The organism is Mycobacterium sp. SMC-8 (assembly GCF_025263565.1).
Taxonomy (GTDB): Bacteria; Actinomycetota; Actinomycetes; order Mycobacteriales; family Mycobacteriaceae; genus Mycobacterium.
In genome coordinates, this window is sequence record NZ_CP079865.1 from 2,890,292 (window position 1) to 2,909,653 (window position 19,362).

Sequence of the window (19,362 nt, forward strand, 5' to 3'; positions counted from 1 at the left end):
CGCGGGCAGGGGGTATCTGCTGGTCTGTCCAGCTGTTCCTGTGCGCTCCGGTCGGGCCTTTCGGCATATGGTCAGGTGGTGGCGATTTCTGGTGGGCTGTAGCCGATGGTGTTGCGCCACAACGTGAGCCAGTGCTCTGTCCAGGGCCAGTGCGCTGGTAGGTGCAGGATAGGTTGGCGTTGCGGACGGGCCAGGCGGGCCGGGATAGTGATTATCTTGCGGCGCAGTGTCGCCCCGCGGGCGACCGCGTGGGCACCTCCGGCCAGGACGCCGACGGCGCGCAGCAGGTTGTGGGCGATCGCGGCGCACAGGATCCAGGCCGAGTTCGCGCCGAACCGCCCCGAGGGCATGTGCGCCAAAGGTCCGTCGATGAGGTCGGCGAACACGGTTTCGATGATGGCGTGGCGGCGATGAGTGATGTCAGCGGCGTCGACGGGTTCGTCGGAATTGGTGAAGAACGGGTGGTACCGCCACACCGGAAACAGCGCATCGAGGAACCGCGCGTCTTTGACCCGGCGCACGACCAACCGGGCGGTCACCGGAGTCTTGGTGGAACCGAAGGCTGTGTAGGTGGTTTCGGCGACTTCGGCATCGGAGATCCAGGCGCCGGTGTCGGGGTCACGCACAGCACCGGGATAGTTCACCGGGGTCCACGCGGTCTCGGGAATTGCGTCAATGGCGGCGGCAACTGCGGCGGTCTTGGTCAGCACCAGCGAGAACCGGACACCTGCTCGGTGGCAGGCGGTGACCACGGTGCTATTGCCGTAGGCCGAATCGCCACGCACCAGGATCTGCCCGGTGACCCCGGCAGCACGGGCGGTAGCGGCCGCTTGAGCGATCATGCGGGCTGCGCCCTTGCCGGAGTTGGCCTTGCCCGCCCGCAACCTCGCCCCGGCGATCACCGGCGCACCGTGGTCGGTGCTGATCGTGGTGATCAACGGTGAGAGGCCTTTGCGCAGGATCTGCCTGCCGGCGATCTTGGTGTGTCCGTAGCTGGCGCCCTGCTTGGCGTGCCCGTAGACCGGGCGTAGTAGTGAGTCGATGTCGATGAACGCCCGTCCGTCGGCGCCGGGCAACAGATCGACACGCCCGCACAGCGCGGCCAGGTGTTCGCGCAGGACAGATTCGAGCTGGCGGGCATGCCCGAAGGTGAACTCCCGCAATAAGGTTCCGATCGTCGACGGGGCGTACACACCACCGAAGAGGGTCTTCATCCCACCCGAGCGCACAACGTCTAGGTCATCAATGCTGTCCGCGCCGGCGCACATCCCGGCGATCAGCGTGGTCAGCTTCGGTGACGGATGGGCCGCACCCGAACGGATCCGCTCACAGGTGAACCGGATCTTGTCGGCCAATAGCTGCGACAGACCGGTCTGGTCGGCCAGGGTCATCACCGGCACCAGCCCGGCGCACGACACGAGATGTGCATCATCGAAGACCGCCGACGACACGGCGAACCTATGGGACACTTGCACCGGAAGTGCCTTTCTGAACGTGGGCTGATCGAAGTGTGGTAACTCCAATCATCCCAGCTCAAAGGGCACTTTCCTTACATCAACACCCTCCGAACAGGCGATTCATCGGTGGATCGAGGCTTAGTGGGTGCCACGTTCCACGCGATGATCTTCTGGGCGAACACGTCGAGGATGAACGCGACGTAGACAAATCCAACCCAGGTGCGGGCGTAGGTGAAGTCCATGACCCAGGTGCGGTTGGGTGCTTGGGCCGTGAAGTCCCGATCGAGGAGATCACCGGCGCGCTTACCGTCCTTGGCCGCGATAGTGGTCCGGATCCCCTTTGAGCGTCGGACACCCTGCAGGCCAAGCAATCTCATCGCTCGGTCCACGCTGCCCGGCGACGCGTTGGGGGTGGTGCGCTTCACGAGCGCTGTCATTTTCCGGCGGCCGTAGAGACCTTCTGGGGTCATCCGCCGCACTCCTGCGTGATCGACCGTCCAGACCAGGTCGCGAACCTGATTGGTGACCATGGCGTCGGTGATCGTCCGGTCAGCGACAGGCCGGTTGGCCCGTGCCCAGTCACGGTAGGTCCGCGCGGCGATCTGCGCGCCCTGCTCACGCAGGACTCGACAGATCGACTCGACCGCGTGGCCCTGGGCCCGCAGCTCGTCGATGAACGCGACGATCATCGGTTGCGGGGGTCGAGTTCCCCCGCGAAGAAAATCGAGGCCCGCCGCAGAATCTCGTTATCCTCCTCAAGCCGGCGCACCTTGGCCTTGAGCTCCTTGATCTCAGCGAGCTCCTCGCTCGTAGCGCCCTGACGCTGACCCCCGTCGATCTGGGCCTGCACGACCCAGCGGCGCACCGATTCCTTCCCAACGCCCTCACGCCGCGCGACGGCCTCACACGCGGCAGTCACCGACGGGTACAGCGGCAAGGTATCCAGCACCTGCCGCACACAGCGCTCCCTGACGTTCGGGTCGATCTTCTTCGGCATGGTTTGCATCCTTCCAACTCAGAAAGATGCGGCATCAAACCTGGGGCGCTTCATTGAGGGGTGGGTGGGTCCGGTGGGGTAGGGCACGGTGTGGTCGATGTCGGTGTCGGTGGCGGGGGTGTCGCAGCCGGGGAAGCGGCAGGTCAGGTCGCGGCAGCGGATGTACGCGGCCAGTGCGGCTGAGGGGGTGTAGCGGGGTTCGGGTCCGGCCTGGCCGGGGTGGATGATCTCGCGGACGGTGGCCTGGGTGCACATGCCGGCCAGCAACGCGGTCGGGGTCAGGCCGGCGCCGAACACATAGGTCGACCGTTCGGTTGTCCCGGGCCGCAGTTCACGCGTGCCCACGAGTGCCTGGCCCTGAGTGTTGACCGTCCCTCTGTGTGACGACCACGGCGGGGGTGATCGTCATTGAAGTTGTCGAAATCCCGGGTCGGGGACGGCGGTCGTCTGCATCATCAGCGTGCCCACGAACGGACCCCGCGCTGGTCTGCTCGCGCAGAGTCCATTTCGGCTCCGGCGCGATGCCGAATCCCGAGATCGTCACAATCGGTGACGGCGGACGCGTCGATTCTGCGGTCGCCCAACACGAACTGACCCCTATCCCGGTTCCCGGGTGATAGGTAAGGCTGGTGGATCATGGACTGGCTCTGCGGTGATCGTCGCGCGCACCGGCGAACTGGCCGAGAAACTGCTCGCCGCCGGCGAACTCCGCTGCCCGCGGTGCCGCGACGGCCAGCTGACTTCTTGGGGCTACGGCAGGCGGCGCTCTGTGCGCGATCACGACGGGACCACGATCACGGTGCGCCCCCGCCGCACGCGATGCCGGTCCTGCTCGTCAACGCATATCGTGATGCCCGCCGCTCTGCAGCCACGCCATGCCGACACCACCGCAGTGATTGGAACAGCATTGCTGCACAAAGCAAATGGACTCGGACACCGGCGTATCGCGGCGACCATGGGGCGGCCGGTGTCCACCGTGCGCCGCTGGCTTCGCCGACTACCGCCAGAGCACCTGGACCGTCTCGCACGCGACGGGACCGAGCAGCTGCTCGCCCTGGACCCCGACACGTTCACCGCGCTGCGCTACCGAGGGAACATGTTGCACCACGCGCTGTCGCTGTTGTCGGCAGCGGCCTACTGGGACCGCCGCCGCTACGCCCTCGGTGAGCCGCCGTGGACCCTGATCGGGATGTACACCCGCGGCCGCCTTCTGGCGCCACCCGGCTGACCCTCCGACGTCCCCGCGCTGCCGCCGGGGGCGTCATCACCATGCCTGCCGACAGTCGTCACCATGACGACCACCGCGTCGCCGCGACGATTACCCCGTCACAATGCAGACCGACCCCCGAAATCACGTCTGCATCCACAGTGACGCCATCGTCTGCATCCTGAGCGACGGCCAACACCCTGAGCCGCGGACTGTTCGCCGCCGGTCGGGTCGGTGGGTTGGTCGGCCTGAGCCTCACCTGCGGTGTCGGTATTGGCGCCGGTGGTGTCGGTGATGAGGTAGATGGTGGTGTTGCGGATGGGTTGGGGTCGGTTGGTGGCTGGGCAGTTGTCGGTGCCGCAGTGGCAGGCCAGGGTGGTGATTCCGGTCAGCAGGGCGGTGTGGGCTTGGATGCGGCGGTCGTCGTCGAGGGTGCGGGGGTCGTCGGGGCACACGCTGTGGGCCATGGCGTTGATGAGTTCTTCGGAGGTGTTGGCGTCGCTGGTGTAGAGGCGGGCGTAGATGGTGGTCAGTCCGGGTGGGTCGACGGGGCTGCCGAATTCCAGGGCGCGGCCGGGGGTGGAGTTCTTCTTTTTGCGTACGGCGTCGGGGTCGTGGCGTTCGATCATGTCGTCGATGGCCAGTTCGGTTTTGCCGGCCGAGAGGGTGCCCCAGGTGCTGATCTGGTCGGCCCGTTCGGTGTCCACAGCGGCCATCACGGCGGGGTCGGTGATCAGGTAGGTGCGCCAGATGATGGTGCGGGCGAGCAGGTCGCTGATCAGTCCGGCGGTGAACAGGGTGAACACTGTGGGCAGCCGGTCGCGCAGGGCGACTCCGCGGTGGGCTTGGTGGGAGGCCAGGCCTTGGGTGATGTTCTGGGCGGCAGCCAGTTCGGCGGTGACCGCGGCCTCGGGGTCGATCCACCAGGATTCGCGGTCTCCGGCGGGTAGGCCGGTGCGGCGGGTGAAGATTTCGGCCATCACGGCCAGCTTGCGGGCGCAGGCGGCGTTCTCGGCGCGGGCGCTGGCCCGGGCGGCGTCGATCAGCTCGGCCGCCGAGAACCCGGACAGCTGGTCGGGGTCGGGCACCCCCTCGATCAACTCGAACACATGTTCTATTATGCCAACACCCACCGACACGCCAGCACACGATCTTGCGCCCGCCGTCCTCAAGTTCTGCCGCAGAGGTCCCCTCCGGCAAGAGCTTCAGGCCCTAGCCTTGAGTGCTGGCACTCTCGTGTATAGAGTGCTAGGCGGCAGCCGGTTCAGCCTTGTGTCGACACCCGCGACGACGGCGCGAGGACGGAAACGGCCGCTGAGTACATACACCTACATCAGTGAAGGGGCTCCATCGTGGCGAGCGTGAACATCAAGCCACTCGAGGACAAGATCCTCGTTCAGGCCAACGAGGCCGAGACCACGACCGCTTCCGGTCTGGTCATCCCCGACACCGCCAAGGAGAAGCCGCAGGAAGGCACCGTCGTCGCAGTTGGCCCCGGCCGCTGGGATGAGGATGGCGAGAAGCGGATTCCTCTGGACGTGTCGGAGGGCGATGTCGTCATCTACAGCAAGTACGGCGGCACCGAGATCAAGTACAACGGCGAGGAGTACCTGATCCTGTCGGCCCGCGACGTGCTGGCTGTCGTCTCCAAGTAGGCGAATCGTGTTCCGCCCCGGACGTCCCGCATGCGCAGGTGATGTCCGGGGCGGCGCGCGTTCCACCCGTTCCTAGGGAAAGACATTCATGAGTAAGCAGATTGAGTTCAACGAAACCGCGCGTCGCGCCATGGAGGTCGGTGTCGACAAGCTCGCTGATGCGGTCAAGGTGACGCTCGGCCCGCGCGGCCGCAATGTGGTGCTCGCCAAGTCGTGGGGCGGGCCGACCGTCACCAACGACGGCGTGACGATCGCGCGTGACATCGACCTCGAGGATCCGTTCGAGAACCTCGGTGCGCAGCTGGTGAAGTCGGTGGCGACCAAGACCAACGACGTCGCCGGCGACGGCACCACGACCGCGACCGTGCTGGCCCAGGCGTTCGTCAAGACCGGGCTGCGCAACGTCGCGGCCGGAGCGAACCCGATCGCGCTCGGCTCCGGCATCTCAAAGGCCGCTGACGCCGTGTCTGAGGCGCTGCTGGCCTCGGCGACCCCCGTCAACGACGCGAAGGCCATCGCTCAGGTCGCGACCGTGTCGTCTCGCGACGAGCAGGTCGGCGAGCTCGTGGGGCAGGCCATGACCAAGGTCGGCAACGACGGTGTGGTCACGGTCGAGGAGTCCTCGACCCTGAACACCGAGCTGGAGATCACCGAGGGCGTGGGCTTCGACAAGGGCTTCCTGTCGGCGTACTTCGTCACCGATTTCGATTCTCAGGAAGCGGTGCTCGAGGACGCGTTCGTGCTGCTGCACCGTGAGAAGATCAGCTCGCTGCCCGACCTGCTTCCGCTGCTGGAGAAGGTCGCCGAGGCGGGCAAGCCGCTGTTGATCATCGCCGAAGACGTTGAGGGCGAAGCGCTCTCGACACTGGTCGTCAACGCGATCCGCAAGACACTCAAGACCGTCGCGGTCAAGGCGCCGTTCTTCGGTGACCGGCGCAAGGCGTTCCTCGATGACCTCGCTGTCGTGACCGGCGGTCAGGTCGTCAACCCCGACGTGGGTCTGGTGCTGCGTGACGTGGGCCTCGAGGTGCTCGGCACCGCGCGGCGCGTCGTCGTCGACAAGGACAGCACGGTCATCGTCGACGGCGGCGGCACCCGGGAGGCCATCGAAGCCCGGAAAGCGCAGCTGCGCGCCGAGATCGAGGCGGCGGACTCCGACTGGGATCGCGAGAAGCTCGAGGAGCGGCTGGCCAAGCTGGCCGGCGGTGTCGCGGTCATCAAGGTCGGCGCCGCCACCGAGACGGACCTCAAGAAGCGCAAGGAAGCGGTCGAGGACGCGGTCGCCGCGGCCAAGGCTGCTGTCGAGGAGGGCATCGTCGTCGGCGGCGGTGCTGCTCTGGTGCAGGCCCGTGCCGGCCTGGAGAAGTTGCGCTCGGAGCTGTCTGGTGACGAGGCGCTTGGTGTCGACGTGTTCGCCGCCGGGTTGTCCTCGCCGCTGTACTGGATCGCCACCAACGCCGGCCTGGACGGCTCGGTTGTGGTGAACAAGGTCTCCGAACTGCCTGTCGGACAGGGCTTCAACGCCGCGACGATGGAGTACGGCGATCTGATCGCCGACGGTGTCATCGATCCGGTGAAGGTCACCCGTTCGGCCTTGGTCAACGCGGCGTCGGTGGCCCGCATGATCCTCACCACCGAGACGGCCGTTGTCGACAAGCCGGCCGAACCGGAGGATGACGGTCATGGCCATGGCCATGGTCATCACCACCACTAAGTGACGACCACCGAGCACCCCCGGTCCGCCAAAGGCCGGGGGTGCTTTCGTGTGAGGCGTTGATGGCTCGGTAGCACTGGGCCCGTGTGTTTCGCATTTCCGCGCAGTACGCTCAAACACGATGGGAGAGAAGGAATCATGAAGCTCAACTATCTGTTTGCGGGACTGATTTTTGCGATAGGCCTAGGCCTGGGGAGCGGGATGGTCGCTGGTATGGCGAACGCCGCTCCGGTCACTCCCGGCGTCGATATCGCCCAGAAGCCGCACCACGACGACTGGAAGCACGACGACTGGGGCCCCGGGTGGGGTCGTGGAAGGTGGGGCTGGAACGCGGGGGTCGATGCATGCATCAGCGCGACGGATCCGTCCGGGTATGTCAGCGGTTTTGTGTGCATCTAGCCCGCACCGGACAATTGAATCTCGATATCGCGTCCGCGGAGTAGGGGCGATAGCATGTCGCTGCCCGTGACATCGGGCAATGGATTCCGGGGACCTATGCGCGTCATGCGACTGGCTTACGCAGCAACCTGGGTCGGCGCCGTTGCGGCCGCGGTTGCGCTTGTGCCACCAGCCCGGTGCGGATCCTGTGAATCCGTTGCCGTCCTGATGCGAACAAGGATCACGTGGTCGCGACGAACATGTCGATCGGTCCCATGTACGCGAACATCAACGCGACGGTGATGGCCGTCGAATCGCGGAACTGCCAACCCTGGATCCGGGTCACCTGAATCGCGGTCGGTTATCGCTAGGCGGGCTTACCGGCGGGGTCGATCGGCGTATAGGAGAAGGCGCCGTCCAGCTCGTTCCTCCAGGCGAGCCCCATCTGCACCAGCTCCTCCGCCGCGGCGAGGTGCTCTTCCGGCACCTCGGGGCGGTGGGCGATCACCTCAGCGGCGGCACGGTGGCGTTCCTCGGTCCGGGAGTCTTCGGCGACGGCCGCCAGCCACCGCTGGCGCGCGGCGTCCTCGTTGTCGGTGTCCTCCGCAACAGGTCCGTTCTGCGGGCTCTCGGGTGAATCGCTCATCCGGCCATTCTGTACGCCGCCGACGACGGTTTGCCCGGAGCCGAGGCACGGGTATAGCCTGGCCGACGTGAACATCCGCGTGTGCGCCGGCTATTGGCGCTTTATCCAGGCTCCGGGCGGAGCCGATAAAGCGCAGCACTAAGCAACGCATCCACCCGGAGCCCAGGCAGTGACCAGCAGGTCGCTGCCTTTCGTCATTCAAGGGCGCCGGATAATTCATCAGGTGCCCACTACACGGAAAGGCACCTTCGAGATGACTCTGGCGCAGACCGCCACCCCGCCCGCGACGTCGGACCGGCGCATCCGCGGTTTCAGCGCGATCCCCAGCCCGCACGAGGTGCTCACGGAGTTCCCCCTGGGCGCTCGGCGCGCCGAGCGGGTGGCCCGCGACCGTGACGAGATCGCCGACATCCTTGCCGGGCGGGACGACCGCCTGCTGGTCGTGGTGGGGCCGTGCTCGGTGCACGACACGGTGGCGGCGCTGGAGTACGCCGGCCGGCTGGTCAAGATCGCCGACGAGCTCAAGGACCGGCTCAAGATCGTCATGCGGGTGTATTTCGAGAAGCCGCGCACCACGATCGGCTGGAAGGGCCTGATCAACGACCCGGGGATGGACGGCACCTTCGACGTGGCCCGCGGACTGCGCATCGCCCGTCAACTGCTGCTGGACATCATCGACATCGGTCTCCCGGTGGGCTGCGAATTCCTGGAGCCCACCAGCCCGCAGTACATCGCCGATGCGGTGGCGTGGGGTGCGATCGGCGCCCGCACCACCGAATCGCAGGTTCACCGCCAGCTGGCGTCGGGACTGTCGATGCCGGTCGGCTTCAAGAACGGCACCGACGGCAATATCCAGGTCGCCGTTGACGGGGCGAAATCCGCAGCGGCACAGCATGTTTTCTTCGGGATGGACGATATGGGGCGCGGCGCTGTGGTGAGCACCGCGGGCAACGAGGACTGCCACGTCATCCTGCGGGGCGGAACCGCCGGACCGAACTGCGACCCCGAGTCGGTGCACTCGGCCGCCGAGAAGCTCGTCAAGGCGGGGCTGCCTGGCCGGGTCGTGATCGACTGCAGCCACGCCAATTCCGGCAAGGATCATCTGCGTCAGGCGGCGGTGGCCGCCGAGGTGGCGCAGCTGGTGCGTGACGGGCTGCCCGTCTCCGGAGTCATGCTGGAGAGCTTCCTGGTCGCCGGGGCCCAGGCGCCGGAGGCGAGCCCGCTCACCTACGGACAGTCCGTGACCGACAAGTGTATGGACTGGGCTGCAACGGATCTGGCGCTGCGGGAGCTCGCTCGACGCTAGCCCGCTCACGCGGGGCGCCGGCGCGGGGTGGGGTCGAAAGTCCCTATCGCACCGCTCGTCCGTGGCCGCAGAATCGCAGTCACGGACGAGCGGAACGGATGCGACATGGCGCAACTGATGACCCGGCGCGCCGCCCTCGGCGCGATAGCGGCCGGGAGCGTTCTCGGTATCGGATACCTTCTGCGCGCGCTCGCGCGGCCGCCGATGCCGGACATCCGGCTCACCCAGGGCCCCGGCATGATGGACATGCGGACCTATATTGAAATGTTCCGGCGCCACAACGAGTTTCGGCGCTCTGTCGAAGAGACCCCGGGCGGCGTCCGCACCGTCACCGAATCGGATGCGCCGGACCTCGTCGCACGGTTGCAGGCGCACGTGGCCGACATGTACGGACGGGTCGACGGCGGCGCAGAGGTCATGTGCATGAGCGAGAGCCTGCCGACGCTGTTCCGGCGCGCCGCCGACTACCGTCGGACCCTCACCCTGACTCCGACGGGCATCATCGCCGAGGAGACCTCCGCTGACCCGGCGATCACCGCCGCGATCCGGGAACATGCGCGCGAGGTGTCCGGATTCGTCCACGACGGGATGCCGGCCATGATGGGGCCCATGATGAGGGGCCACGGAATGATGGGGCCGCCGTAGCGCGAGGCAGCCCTAGGATTCGAGACGAGCGCGCACGGCCGCCATCCGGCGGGCCAGCGTCGCCTCGTCGATGACGCCCCGCGCGATGAGCGAATGGGCAAGCGACATCAGCTGGTTCTCCGGGTACGGCAGGTCCGCGTACAGCGTCGCCGACAGCGCATCCTCCTCGTCGCGGCGGTCCTTGAAGCCCGGAACCTCCGGGGTGGCCGCGCACGCGGCCCGGTCGAGCGCGTCGCAGAAGCCGTCGAGGCTGGTTTTCCACGGCGGCAGCGGATTCTCCACGCCGTACTTGGCCGCCATGCGCGGCCATACCTGGTTGCGCTCGACGATCTGCTCGAGCGCGGCCGGTCTGTCCGGTGATGTCGTCATCGCGAGGCGGGCTCCTGGTCAATCGGTGATCGGGTGGACGGCCGGCCGGGTGTCGACGATGACGTTCGTCGTCACCCCGGGCCGGGGGAGTGCCACGCCGATCAGGCAGTCCCGCGTGACGATCTCGGCCAGTTGATCCTCATCCCAGTCCTGCGTGCCGGCGGGGCGCATGGGCAGCACCATGAACCGGTGCTTCTGGTTGGAGTCCTGGACCCGGACATCGACGTCGTCGGGCAGGTACAGGCCGAACTCGGCGAGTACCTGGCGGGGCCACCGGACGAGCCGGCGACGGTAGTTCGGGGTGCGGTACCACTCAGGGGAGTTGCCCAGGATCGGCCGCGGGTAACAGGAGCACAGCGCGCACACGATCACGTTGTGCAACGTGGGGGTGTCGGCGAGGATCTGGAAAGCGGTGAAATCGCTGGGGGTTCCGAATCCGGTGGGCTCCATCCAGTCGACCCCGACCTCCTTGCTGGCGGTCATCGGTTCGTTCAGTGCCAGCCGCTCGAACTCCGGATCCAACCACGCTCTGGCCACCAGTCGTGCCGCGGGCGTCGGGCCGATCTGCTCGGCGAACTCGGTGAAGCGGCGATGTTCCTCGGCGGTGAAGATACCCTTCTCGATGCACAGTTCGCGCAGCGCGATCTCGAGCACCTCGAAGTCGGTGATCTCGTCCACCATCGGCTTCACGGTTCGGTCGTGGTCGTGATCATGCTGGTGGTCGTGGGACACGCAGAATTCCTCTCGGGCGCTGGGTGATTCAGTTGGCTAGCTCAAGCCAGCGTTCGGGGATCTCGGTTCGCAGGACGTCGGTCGGCGTCCCGGTGTAGCCGTGCCACAGGTCGGCCATCGGGAAGGCGACGACGTAAAACCACTCCGCTTCGGCATCGGGCCGGTCCCAGGTCTCGTCCTCGGCCGCGGGGCTCTCGTAGGCGACAGTCGCGATCTCGCCGACGGCACCGCGTACGTACTCAGGGGTGCGGGTGTAGAAGATCACCGGAAGGTCGCGGACCCGCACCGGGTCGCCGACGGCAAACTTCGGCCCACCGGCCAGACCCGCATACACCTGCGGGTCGCCTTTACCAACGGCATGCGTGTGGTGGGTGTTGCGCCTGACTTGTGAACCGTCGCCCACGCACTTGGGCGCAGCCTCGAGTTTCCCGTCTTTGATGCCGTCGGCCTATCGGGCCGCGACCTCGGCCATGCGCTCGCTCAGTTCGCCGAGGCCGATGTGGTGTTTCTCCACCAGGACCCGGGCGACGGCCAGCAGCCAGCGGCCGTAGTACGGGAGGCCGAGATACTGGGCGCGTCCGACGTCGACGTTACCCATCCGGCGTCGCTCCTCGGAGAGCCAGATGCCGCGCCAGGCGAGCACTTCACAGATGACGTAGGTCATCTCCTCCCACTGCTCGTATTGCTTGTTCTCGTACTTCATCGGGGCGTCCGGTTCGCCGCCGACATCGTGAACGGGTTTGAGATAGGCCGTGATTCGCGCGTGGTCGAGGAGGTCGGGGGTGGGTGCGTCGGGAAGCTCCGGGAAGGCGGACTTCAGCCGCGCCACGAGTTCCAACTGAGCCGCGCGCTCGGCCGCAGTGCTCATGTAATCCCCTTCGTCTGGCACCCGTGGTCGCTCTATGGTCGCAACCAGGGGCTCCGGGCGGGGCGAATTCGGCCGGATTGACGACGAGAGCCCGCCCCGGGGATGACGACCCGGGGCGGGCTCTCGTGATTGACGTCTCAGGCGCTGCGGCGAATCCCTCGCTTGAGCAACAGTTCACGCTCGGACTCGCTGAGACCGCCCCAGATGCCGTACGGCTCGCCGACGGCCAGCGCGTGCGACCGGCATTGGGTGATCACAGGACAACGTCGGCACATCTCCTTGGCGCGCATTTCCCGCTGTGCGCGGGCGCGGCCGCGCTCGCCATCGGGGTGGAAGAACATCGCGGAATCGACACCCCGGCAAACACCCTGCATCTGCCAATCCCAGATGTCGGCGTTCGGACCGGGCAGCTGCTGCGGCTGCGGCATTGGAAAAACCCCTCCCTGCAGACTCTTTCGCGGCACTGTCCGCGCGAGTCGTTGGAACAAATCCGAGCACAGTCGCCGATGACCACTCGTGCACACAACGTAGAAGGGCTTCGGAATTGCCGTCAATACCCTCGTTGTGTGCGAAAACGCATATGCGCAGGCAGAAAATTTACATCACGTTCATCCAAGCGACGTTCAGCCAATGCGAGCGGTGCTAGAGGCCGTGTCCACCCGCCGTTGTGACCGGTCATTTCGGCCGTTGGCGTCGCGTGCGAGAGGACATATGGCAACGTTTGTCCAAGTGGCCGTTGACATTGCTGTAACACGCCATCCATGAACTGTTAACTGACGGGATTTTCAAACGATTTTCGGATTGATAGCGTCGCGGTCCGATGAGCACCGGTGCCGCGATTCCCGCAAACGGCCTCCGGGCCGCCGCGTTCGGCGACCGGCCCGGCGCCTGGCCGCTCCCGCCCGCGTCGGGGCCGTACGAGTTGTGGTTGCGCGCCGTCGCGGCGGGCGGACAGGGCCGCTACGCGAGCGCCGTGGCCGACCTCCAGCGGCTGAGACGCGGTCCGGCCCCGGCCGGGTTGACCTCCCTTTCACTGAGCACTCAGGCGTCGTTCCTGCGTCAGCTGGGCTGGCATGACTGCGCCCGCGCGTGGGACGGCAGAGCGGCCGCTCTGGCGGACACGGATGAGTCCGAGGCCGACGCGCTGATCGGCCTGGCCGCGGACGCGCTGGGGGTGGGCCGGTTCGCCGCGTCGGCGCGCGCCCTGGAGCGCGCCGGCGCCGTGCTGGACAAGGGGGGCGCGCCGCGGCTGTCGGTGCGGTTCGCGTGGGTGTCGGCCGAGCTGGCGATGTTCCGCGGTGACGGCGACGAGGCGGTCGGCCACGCCGAGCGCGGGGTGGCTGCCGCCGCCGGGTACGCGTCGCTGCGGCATGCGGTCAAGTCGCAGGTGGTGCTCGCGGCCGCGTTGTGCAGTCGCGGTGACCTGGACGACGCCCGCCGGGAGGCCGCGGCCGCGCTGACCCGGGCACGAGAGCACGCTCTGATTCCGCTGCAGTTGGCGCTGGCGTCCCTGCTGGTCGATATCGGGTCTGAGAGCCTGTCCGCGGCGCAGATCCGACATCTCCGAGACAGCGCGGCCGAGGCCGTGACCAGATGGGGCGGCGTGTGGCGCCCGAGGTAACGAGGTTGTGGCCCCCTCGATCGTTATTGTTTAGCTGAGCCGGCACCGACTGGTACCGACCGATAACCGACTCGTACCGACTGATACCGACTGATCAAGCCACCTCCCCTCCGGGATGTGTCCCCGACGTAACGCTGGAGAACCTGCTCACGATGACAATTTCGGGAGAACGTCTCGATGCTGTCGTTGCTGAAGCTGTCGCCGGTGATCGAGATGCACTTCGGGAGGTGCTGGAGACCATCCGCCCCCTCGTCGTCCGCTACTGCCGGGCGAGGGTGGGGACCGCGGAACGCAGCGGTCTTTCAGCTGATGACGTAGCTCAGGAGGTGTGCTTGGCCGCCATCACGGCGCTGCCGCGTTACAAGGATCAGGGACGACCATTCCTGGCCTTCGTGTACGGGATCGCAGCGCACAAGGTTGCTGATGCGCATCGCGCCGCCGGGCGAAACAAGGCGGATCCGATCGATGTCGTCCCCGAGCGCTTCTCCGGCGAAGCCGGCCCGGAGCAGCTGGCGATCGACTCCGAATCCTCGGCCCGGATGGCCAAACTGCTGCAGGTGCTGCCCGAAAAGCAGCGCGAGATCCTGATCCTGCGTGTCGTAGTCGGCATGAGCGCCGAGGAGACGGCCGACGCGGTCGGCAGCACCGCCGGCGCCGTGCGGGTGGCCCAGCATCGGGCGCTGACGCGGTTGAAGGCGGAGATCACGGCGAACGGGCGCGAACATGCCTGACTTCGGACGCTGGGATGCGGGCGGCGACCCGTCCCTCAACGAGATCAATCGCACCGACCAGTTCCTCGACGCGCTGGCCGCGCAGCAGCAGCCGTACTCGACCGACCACGGTGAGGCCGAGCTGGCACACCTGCTGGCGGGTTGGCGCGACGACGTGCGCGAGACCCCGATGGGGCACGTGCTGACCCCGGAAGACGCGGCCGCCGCGCTGGACCGTGCGACCAGGCCGGCGCCGCGCCGCCGGTTCTCGCTGGCGGTGGTCGGATCTGCCGCCGCGGCGATGCTGGCCATCGGAGGATTCGGTGCGGTGATCGCCGGGTCAGGCCCCGGAGACGCTCTGTACGGGCTGCGGACCATGCTGTTCGGGGAGCAGACCCAGACCCGGGACGACGCGGTGATTCTGGCCGCGCAGACCGAGATGCAGCAGGTGCAGCAGCTCATCGAGCAGGGTGACTGGCAGGGGGCTCAGGAGAAGCTGCAAGCCGTCACGACCACGGTCGCGACCGTGAACGATCTTCAGAGCCGGCAGGAACTGGTCACGCAGTGGCAGGAGCTGACCGTCAAGGTCGAAGCTCAGAATGCCGCTGCGACCGTCCCGCCCGGTGCGCCGCTGCCGACCTTCCCTGAGCTGCCGGCGGTGGTGCTGGACCCGGGTGCCCCGGTGACCAGCGACACCAGCGACACCACCTCCGCGCCGTCGGAGACCACCTCCGCACCGTCGGAGACCACCACCGCGCCTTCGTCGGAGACCACCACGACCGTGCCGCCGACCAGCTCACCGACCACCACGTCGGTCGAGGCCACGCCGTCGAGCACGTCGGCGACCCCCTCTCCGACGTCGACGACGGTTCAGTCGACCACGACGCGGGCCCCGTCTCCGACGTCGACGACAGCGCGCGCACAGCTGCCGACGTCGACCTCGGTGGCCGCGCCGTCTCCGACACCGACCGTGACCCCGACGGCGGTACCGACGCCGAGCGCCACGCCCGTACCGACACCCGCGCCGACGGTCGACGAGGTGCCGCCGGCCACGCCGACCGAGCAGCTTCCGGCTGTGCCGACGACGACCACGCCGATCATCCTGCTGCCGCTACCGGGCGGCGCGGGCTGATCGAGCTCTCGGGGTTGCGGTTGCGCCCTCAGCGATAACCGTCGGAATCCGACGTGGCCTCATTGAGGGAGGCGTCGGCATAGCCGCGGCAGTAGTCCCACGTGACGTAGGAGTCGGGTTCGGGATCGTAGGCGGGCTCGTGTGGCCGGACGGTGCCGTCGACCAGCAGCTGCAACAGGTTGGCGCGCAGCATGTCCCAGTCGTGGTAGTGATCCTGCTGACATTCGTCGCAGCACACGACGAGTCCGCGGATTCCCTTGTGCGCCAACAGTGCTTCGTAGACAGCTAAGTCAGCCAGATCCGCCTCCACGGCGGTGCGCTCCTGCGGATCCAACGGCTGACCGGGCTCCAGGGCGTCGAGCGCCGCCGACGGATCGCTCGGATCATCGGCGAACGGGTCGGGCGGCAATCCTGGTGGCAGGTGGTCTCGCACGTTCCCAGACTACGCAGCCTCCCAGGTATCGCGCCAGCGCACACCCGGCACGTCGCGGGGAATCAAAACGGCAGGCTCGAAGCCGATAAGATGTGGCTTTCAGGTGGTCCCGTCACCTGGCTGCATCTGTTACCGGAGGCCCCACCCATGTCGATCGCCGAAAGCAGCATCCCCATCGCCGTTCCTGTGCCCACAGGCGGCGACGACCCCACCAAGGTCGCGATGGTCGGGCTCACCTTCGACGACGTCCTCTTGCTGCCCGCCGCGTCGGACGTGATCCCGGCGACCGCCGACACCTCGAGTCAGCTGACCCGCAAGATCCGGTTGAAGGTCCCGTTGGTCAGTTCCGCGATGGACACCGTGACCGAGTCCCGGATGGCGATCGCGATGGCCCGTGCCGGCGGGATGGGGGTGTTGCACCGCAACCTCCCGGTCGCCGAGCAGGCCGGTCAGGTGGAGACCGTGAAGCGCTCCGAGGCCGGCATGGTGACCGATCCGGTCACCTGCTCGCCGGACAACACGCTGGCCGAGGTTGACGCGATGTGCGCCCGGTTCCGGATCTCGGGCCTGCCGGTCGTCGACGACACCGGCTCGCTGGTCGGGATCATCACCAACCGGGACATGCGCTTCGAGGTCGACCAGTCCAAGCCGGTCTCCGAGGTGATGACGAAGGCTCCGCTGATCACCGCGCAGGAGGGAGTCTCGGCCGAGGCCGCGCTCGGGCTGCTGCGCCGCCACAAGATCGAGAAGCTGCCCATCGTCGACGGGCACGGCAGGCTCACCGGCCTGATCACGGTCAAGGACTTCGTCAAGACCGAGCAGTTCCCGCTGGCCACCAAGGACAGCGACGGCCGGCTGCTGGTCGGGGCCGCGGTGGGGGTCGGCGAGGACGCGTGGACGCGCGCGATGACGCTGGCTGACGCCGGTGTGGACGTACTGATTGTCGACACCGCGCACGCCCACAACCGGGGCGTGCTCGACATGGTGCACCGGCTCAAGGCCGCGATCGGGGACCGCGTCGAGGTGGTCGGCGGCAACGTCGCCACCCGCGCCGCGGCCGCCGCGCTGGTCGAGGCCGGCGCGGACGCGGTCAAGGTCGGCGTCGGACCCGGCTCGATCTGCACCACCCGGGTGGTCGCCGGTGTCGGTGCCCCGCAGATCACCGCGATCTTGGAGGCGGTAGCCGCGTGCGCACCGCACGGTGTGCCGGTGATCGCCGACGGCGGCCTGCAGTACTCCGGTGACATCGCCAAGGCGCTGGCCGCAGGCGCTTCGACGGCAATGCTGGGTTCGCTGCTGGCCGGCACCGCCGAGTCACCCGGCGAGCTGATCCTGGTCAACGGCAAGCAGTTCAAGAGCTACCGCGGCATGGGCTCGCTCGGCGCGATGCAGGGGCGGGGCGCCACCGGCAACCTGCGTGGTTCCTATTCCAAGGACCGCTATTTCCAGGACGACGTGCTCTCCGAGGACAAGCTGGTGCCCGAGGGCATCGAAGGCCGCGTGCCGTTCCGCGGCCCGCTGTCGACCGTGATCCACCAGCTCGTCGGCGGTCTGCGCGCCGCGATGGGCTACACGGGCTCGCCGACCATCGAAGCACTGCAGCAGGCGCAGTTCGTCCAGATCACCGCGGCCGGGCTCAAGGAGAGCCACCCGCACGACATCACCATGACTGTGGAAGCCCCGAACTACACCACCCGCTAGGGTCTGCAGGGGCCAACACAGGGGAGTGAACATGCGAGACATGGTGGAGATCGGCATGGGCCGGACCGCCCGTCGCACCTACGAACTCGACGACATCAACATCGTGCCGTCGCGGCGTACCAGGTCGTCGAAGGACGTCTCCACGGCGTGGCAGCTCGACGCGTACCGCTTCGAGATCCCGGTGGTGGCGCATCCGACCGACGCGCTGGTGTCGGTGGAGTTCGCGATCGAGCTCGGCCGTCTCGGCGGGCTCGGGGTGCTCAACGGGGAGGGGTTGATCGGTCGCCACGCCGACGTCGAGGACAAGATCGCGCAGGTGATCGAGGCCGGTGAGAAGGATCCCGACCCCTCGGCCTCGACCCGGCTGTTGCAGCAGTTGCATTCGGCCCCGCTGGATCTCGACCTGCTGGGGTCAGCGGTCGCGCGGATCCGCGACGCCGGGGTCACCACCGCGGTGCGGGTCAGCCCGCAGAACGCCCAGGCGCTGACACCCACGCTGGTGGCCGCGGGCATCGACCTGCTCGTCATCCAGGGCACCATCATCTCCGCCGAGCGCGTCGCGAACGACGGTGAGCCGCTCAACCTCAAGACCTTCATCTCCGAGCTCGACGTGCCGGTCGTGGCCGGCGGTGTGCTCGACCACCGCACCGCGCTGCACCTGATGCGCACCGGCGCCGCCGGCGTCATCGTCGGCTACGGCTCCACCGCCGGCGTCACCACCTCAGACGAGGTGCTGGGCATCAGCGTGCCGATGGCCACCGCGATCGCCGACGCCGCCGCGGCGCGGCGCGAATACCTCGACGAGACCGGCGGGCGCTACGTGCACGTGCTCGCCGACGGGGACATCCACACCTCCGGCGATCTGGCGAAGGCGATCGCGTGCGGCGCCGACGCCGTCGTACTCGGCACGCCGCTGGCGGTGTCCGCCGAAGCGCTCGGCGGCGGCTGGTTCTGGCCCGCCGCGGCCGCGCACCCGTCGCTGCCGCGCGGCGCGATGATGCAGGTCGCCGACGAGGAACGGCCGGCGCTGAGTCAGGTGCTCAACGGCCCGTCCGACGACCCGTTCGGCTCGCTGAACCTCGTCGGGGGTCTGGCCCGGTCCATGGCCAAGGCCGGCTATTGCGACCTCAAGGAATTCCAGAAGGTCGGGCTGACCGTCGGGCGCTGAGGCCTACTGCAGGCTGCGCAGCGTGCGGGTCAGATAGTCGTCGACGAGCTCGCCCCTGCCGGTGGAGTCGTCGGTGGTGATCAGCAATGCGTACAGGCCCAGCAGGAAGTAGATGGCGCTGTTCATCGGCGTGACGTCGGCGGCGGTCTCGCCGCGCCGGCGGGCGTTGTCGATCTGATCGGCGACCAACACGATCAGCGGGTGGTCGACACCGTGCTCGGCAGGTGGTCGGGTCGGCGAGAAGTGCAGCGCGAGAAAGTCTTTGAACAGCAGGGCCCCCAGCCGGCGTTCCAGCCCGAGGACCAGCTGCGCGGCCTCGCGCAAGGTGGTCGCCAGGTCGTGAGGGGTCTTGACGAACGACGCGAACCGTTTGGCGATGCGGTCCTCTTCCCGGCGCTCCAGCTCGAGAAGGACGTGTTCCTTGGTGGGGAAGTGGAAGAAGAAGGTGCCGTGCGCGACTCCGGCCGCGGCCACGATGGCGCCGACGTCGGCCTCGTCCTTGCCCGCGCGCTTGAACTCCGCGATCGCCGCGCCCAACAACCGCTCTCTGGTCTGCAGGCGCTTCGCCTCGCGCGCGGTGATGCCCGAACCGGCCCGAGTGGTCACAGCCACCGACCCTATCG

General features: G+C 67.6%; 19 protein-coding genes, 3 pseudogenes and 1 other annotated feature. Of the genes and pseudogenes, 11 read left to right on the forward strand and 11 right to left on the reverse strand.

Annotation, left to right across the window (positions count from 1 at the left end; genetic code table 11):
• Window positions 1-71: 71 nt before the first annotated feature.
• The 3 genes and pseudogenes from KXD97_RS14120 to KXD97_RS14130 form a co-directional block, all read right to left on the reverse strand.
• Entirely contained in the window at window positions 72-1,475 is a 1,404-nt protein-coding gene (locus KXD97_RS14120) for an IS1380 family transposase (protein WP_260752814.1), read from the reverse strand.
• An 80-nt stretch (window positions 1,476-1,555) separates the two neighbouring features.
• Window positions 1,556-2,454 (reverse strand): annotated as a pseudogene (locus KXD97_RS14125) (IS3 family transposase); the annotation flags it as partial.
• Window positions 2,051-2,185 (reverse strand) — a sequence feature (AL1L pseudoknot). Its footprint overlaps the pseudogene before it by 135 nt.
• Window positions 2,455-2,508: 54 nt before the next feature.
• A pseudogene (locus KXD97_RS14130) lies at window positions 2,509-2,763 on the reverse strand (HNH endonuclease signature motif containing protein); the annotation flags it as partial.
• A gap of 343 nt (window positions 2,764-3,106) precedes the next feature.
• Between KXD97_RS14130 and KXD97_RS14135 the strand changes: the two are divergent.
• A complete protein-coding gene (locus tag KXD97_RS14135) occupies window positions 3,107-3,682 on the forward strand; it encodes a DUF6431 domain-containing protein (protein WP_260751629.1) in 576 nt (191 codons plus the stop codon).
• A 98-nt stretch (window positions 3,683-3,780) separates the two neighbouring features.
• On the opposite strand, the gene KXD97_RS14140 is transcribed toward KXD97_RS14135, so the two are convergent.
• Entirely contained in the window at window positions 3,781-4,770 is a 990-nt protein-coding gene (locus KXD97_RS14140; protein WP_260757472.1) for a 13E12 repeat family protein, read from the reverse strand.
• 243 nt (window positions 4,771-5,013) lie between these two features.
• On the opposite strand from KXD97_RS14140, the gene groES reads away from it, so the two are divergent.
• From groES to KXD97_RS14155, 3 genes are all read left to right on the forward strand, one after another.
• Window positions 5,014-5,316: a co-chaperone GroES gene (gene groES / locus KXD97_RS14145; RefSeq protein WP_003929249.1), complete on the forward strand. Its 303-nt coding sequence runs from the start codon at window positions 5,014-5,016 to the stop codon at window positions 5,314-5,316.
• Window positions 5,317-5,404: 88 nt separating this feature from the next.
• Window positions 5,405-7,030, forward strand: coding sequence for a chaperonin GroEL (gene groL, locus KXD97_RS14150; protein WP_260757476.1), 1,626 nt, complete (start codon window positions 5,405-5,407; stop codon window positions 7,028-7,030).
• 138 nt (window positions 7,031-7,168) lie between these two features.
• Window positions 7,169-7,429 carry a hypothetical protein gene (locus KXD97_RS14155; protein WP_260757477.1) on the forward strand — a complete coding sequence of 87 codons (261 nt, stop codon included), beginning with the start codon at window positions 7,169-7,171 and terminating at the stop codon, window positions 7,427-7,429.
• 346 nt (window positions 7,430-7,775) lie between these two features.
• Here the strand turns inward: KXD97_RS14155 and KXD97_RS14160 are convergent, their stop codons facing one another.
• Entirely contained in the window at window positions 7,776-8,054 is a 279-nt protein-coding gene (locus KXD97_RS14160) for a hypothetical protein (protein ID WP_260757479.1), read from the reverse strand.
• Window positions 8,055-8,307: 253 nt separating this feature from the next.
• On the opposite strand from KXD97_RS14160, the gene KXD97_RS14165 reads away from it, so the two are divergent.
• Window positions 8,308-9,360: a 3-deoxy-7-phosphoheptulonate synthase gene (locus tag KXD97_RS14165; RefSeq protein WP_260757966.1), complete on the forward strand. Its 1,053-nt coding sequence runs from the start codon at window positions 8,308-8,310 to the stop codon at window positions 9,358-9,360.
• A gap of 105 nt (window positions 9,361-9,465) precedes the next feature.
• Window positions 9,466-10,005 (forward strand): hypothetical protein, encoded by a 540-nt coding sequence (locus KXD97_RS14170; RefSeq protein ID WP_260757480.1) that lies wholly within the window; start codon window positions 9,466-9,468, stop codon window positions 10,003-10,005.
• Window positions 10,006-10,017: 12 nt separating this feature from the next.
• On the opposite strand, the gene KXD97_RS14175 is transcribed toward KXD97_RS14170, so the two are convergent.
• The 4 genes and pseudogenes from KXD97_RS14175 to KXD97_RS14190 all read right to left on the reverse strand — a co-directional run bounded on the left by KXD97_RS14175 (window position 10,018) and on the right by KXD97_RS14190 (window position 12,402).
• Window positions 10,018-10,374 carry a thiocyanate hydrolase gene (locus tag KXD97_RS14175; protein WP_260757481.1) on the reverse strand — a complete coding sequence of 119 codons (357 nt, stop codon included), beginning with the start codon at window positions 10,372-10,374 and terminating at the stop codon, window positions 10,018-10,020.
• A gap of 18 nt (window positions 10,375-10,392) precedes the next feature.
• On the reverse strand, window positions 10,393-11,055 hold the full coding sequence (gene scnC, locus KXD97_RS14180; RefSeq protein ID WP_396885405.1) for a thiocyanate hydrolase subunit gamma: 663 nt from the start codon (window positions 11,053-11,055) through the stop codon (window positions 10,393-10,395).
• Between the two features lie 79 nt (window positions 11,056-11,134).
• Window positions 11,135-11,974: pseudogene (locus KXD97_RS14185) on the reverse strand (SH3-like domain-containing protein).
• 137 nt (window positions 11,975-12,111) lie between these two features.
• Window positions 12,112-12,402 carry a WhiB family transcriptional regulator gene (locus KXD97_RS14190; RefSeq protein WP_260757483.1) on the reverse strand — a complete coding sequence of 97 codons (291 nt, stop codon included), beginning with the start codon at window positions 12,400-12,402 and terminating at the stop codon, window positions 12,112-12,114.
• 392 nt (window positions 12,403-12,794) lie between these two features.
• Between KXD97_RS14190 and KXD97_RS14195 the strand changes: the two genes are divergently transcribed.
• The 3 genes from KXD97_RS14195 (at window position 12,795) to KXD97_RS14205 (ending at window position 15,437) form a co-directional block, all read left to right on the forward strand.
• On the forward strand, window positions 12,795-13,595 hold the full coding sequence (locus KXD97_RS14195) for a hypothetical protein (RefSeq protein WP_260757484.1): 801 nt from the start codon (window positions 12,795-12,797) through the stop codon (window positions 13,593-13,595).
• 152 nt (window positions 13,596-13,747) lie between these two features.
• A complete protein-coding gene (locus KXD97_RS14200; RefSeq protein WP_260757485.1) occupies window positions 13,748-14,326 on the forward strand; it encodes a sigma-70 family RNA polymerase sigma factor in 579 nt (192 codons plus the stop codon).
• Complete coding sequence (locus KXD97_RS14205; RefSeq protein WP_260757486.1) at window positions 14,319-15,437, forward strand: anti-sigma-D factor RsdA; 1,119 nt, start codon at window positions 14,319-14,321, stop codon at window positions 15,435-15,437. The genes KXD97_RS14200 and KXD97_RS14205 overlap by 8 nt, the downstream gene beginning before the upstream one ends.
• A gap of 28 nt (window positions 15,438-15,465) precedes the next feature.
• On the opposite strand, the gene KXD97_RS14210 is transcribed toward KXD97_RS14205, so the two are convergent.
• On the reverse strand, window positions 15,466-15,870 hold the full coding sequence (locus tag KXD97_RS14210; RefSeq protein ID WP_040540522.1) for a DUF5319 domain-containing protein: 405 nt from the start codon (window positions 15,868-15,870) through the stop codon (window positions 15,466-15,468).
• Between the two features lie 147 nt (window positions 15,871-16,017).
• Here KXD97_RS14210 and guaB point away from each other — a divergent pair, with 147 nt between their 5' ends.
• The gene (gene guaB, locus KXD97_RS14215) at window positions 16,018-17,571 is read left to right on the forward strand and encodes an IMP dehydrogenase (RefSeq protein ID WP_260757487.1); all 1,554 of its coding nucleotides are present in this window, start codon (window positions 16,018-16,020) and stop codon (window positions 17,569-17,571) included.
• A 40-nt stretch (window positions 17,572-17,611) separates the two neighbouring features.
• Window positions 17,612-18,739 (forward strand): GuaB3 family IMP dehydrogenase-related protein, encoded by a 1,128-nt coding sequence (locus KXD97_RS14220; protein WP_260757967.1) that lies wholly within the window; start codon window positions 17,612-17,614, stop codon window positions 18,737-18,739.
• A gap of 3 nt (window positions 18,740-18,742) precedes the next feature.
• Here KXD97_RS14220 and KXD97_RS14225 read toward each other — a convergent pair whose 3' ends face one another.
• Window positions 18,743-19,351 carry a TetR/AcrR family transcriptional regulator gene (locus tag KXD97_RS14225; protein ID WP_396885218.1) on the reverse strand — a complete coding sequence of 203 codons (609 nt, stop codon included), beginning with the start codon at window positions 19,349-19,351 and terminating at the stop codon, window positions 18,743-18,745.
• Between the last annotated feature and the right edge of the window lie 11 nt (window positions 19,352-19,362).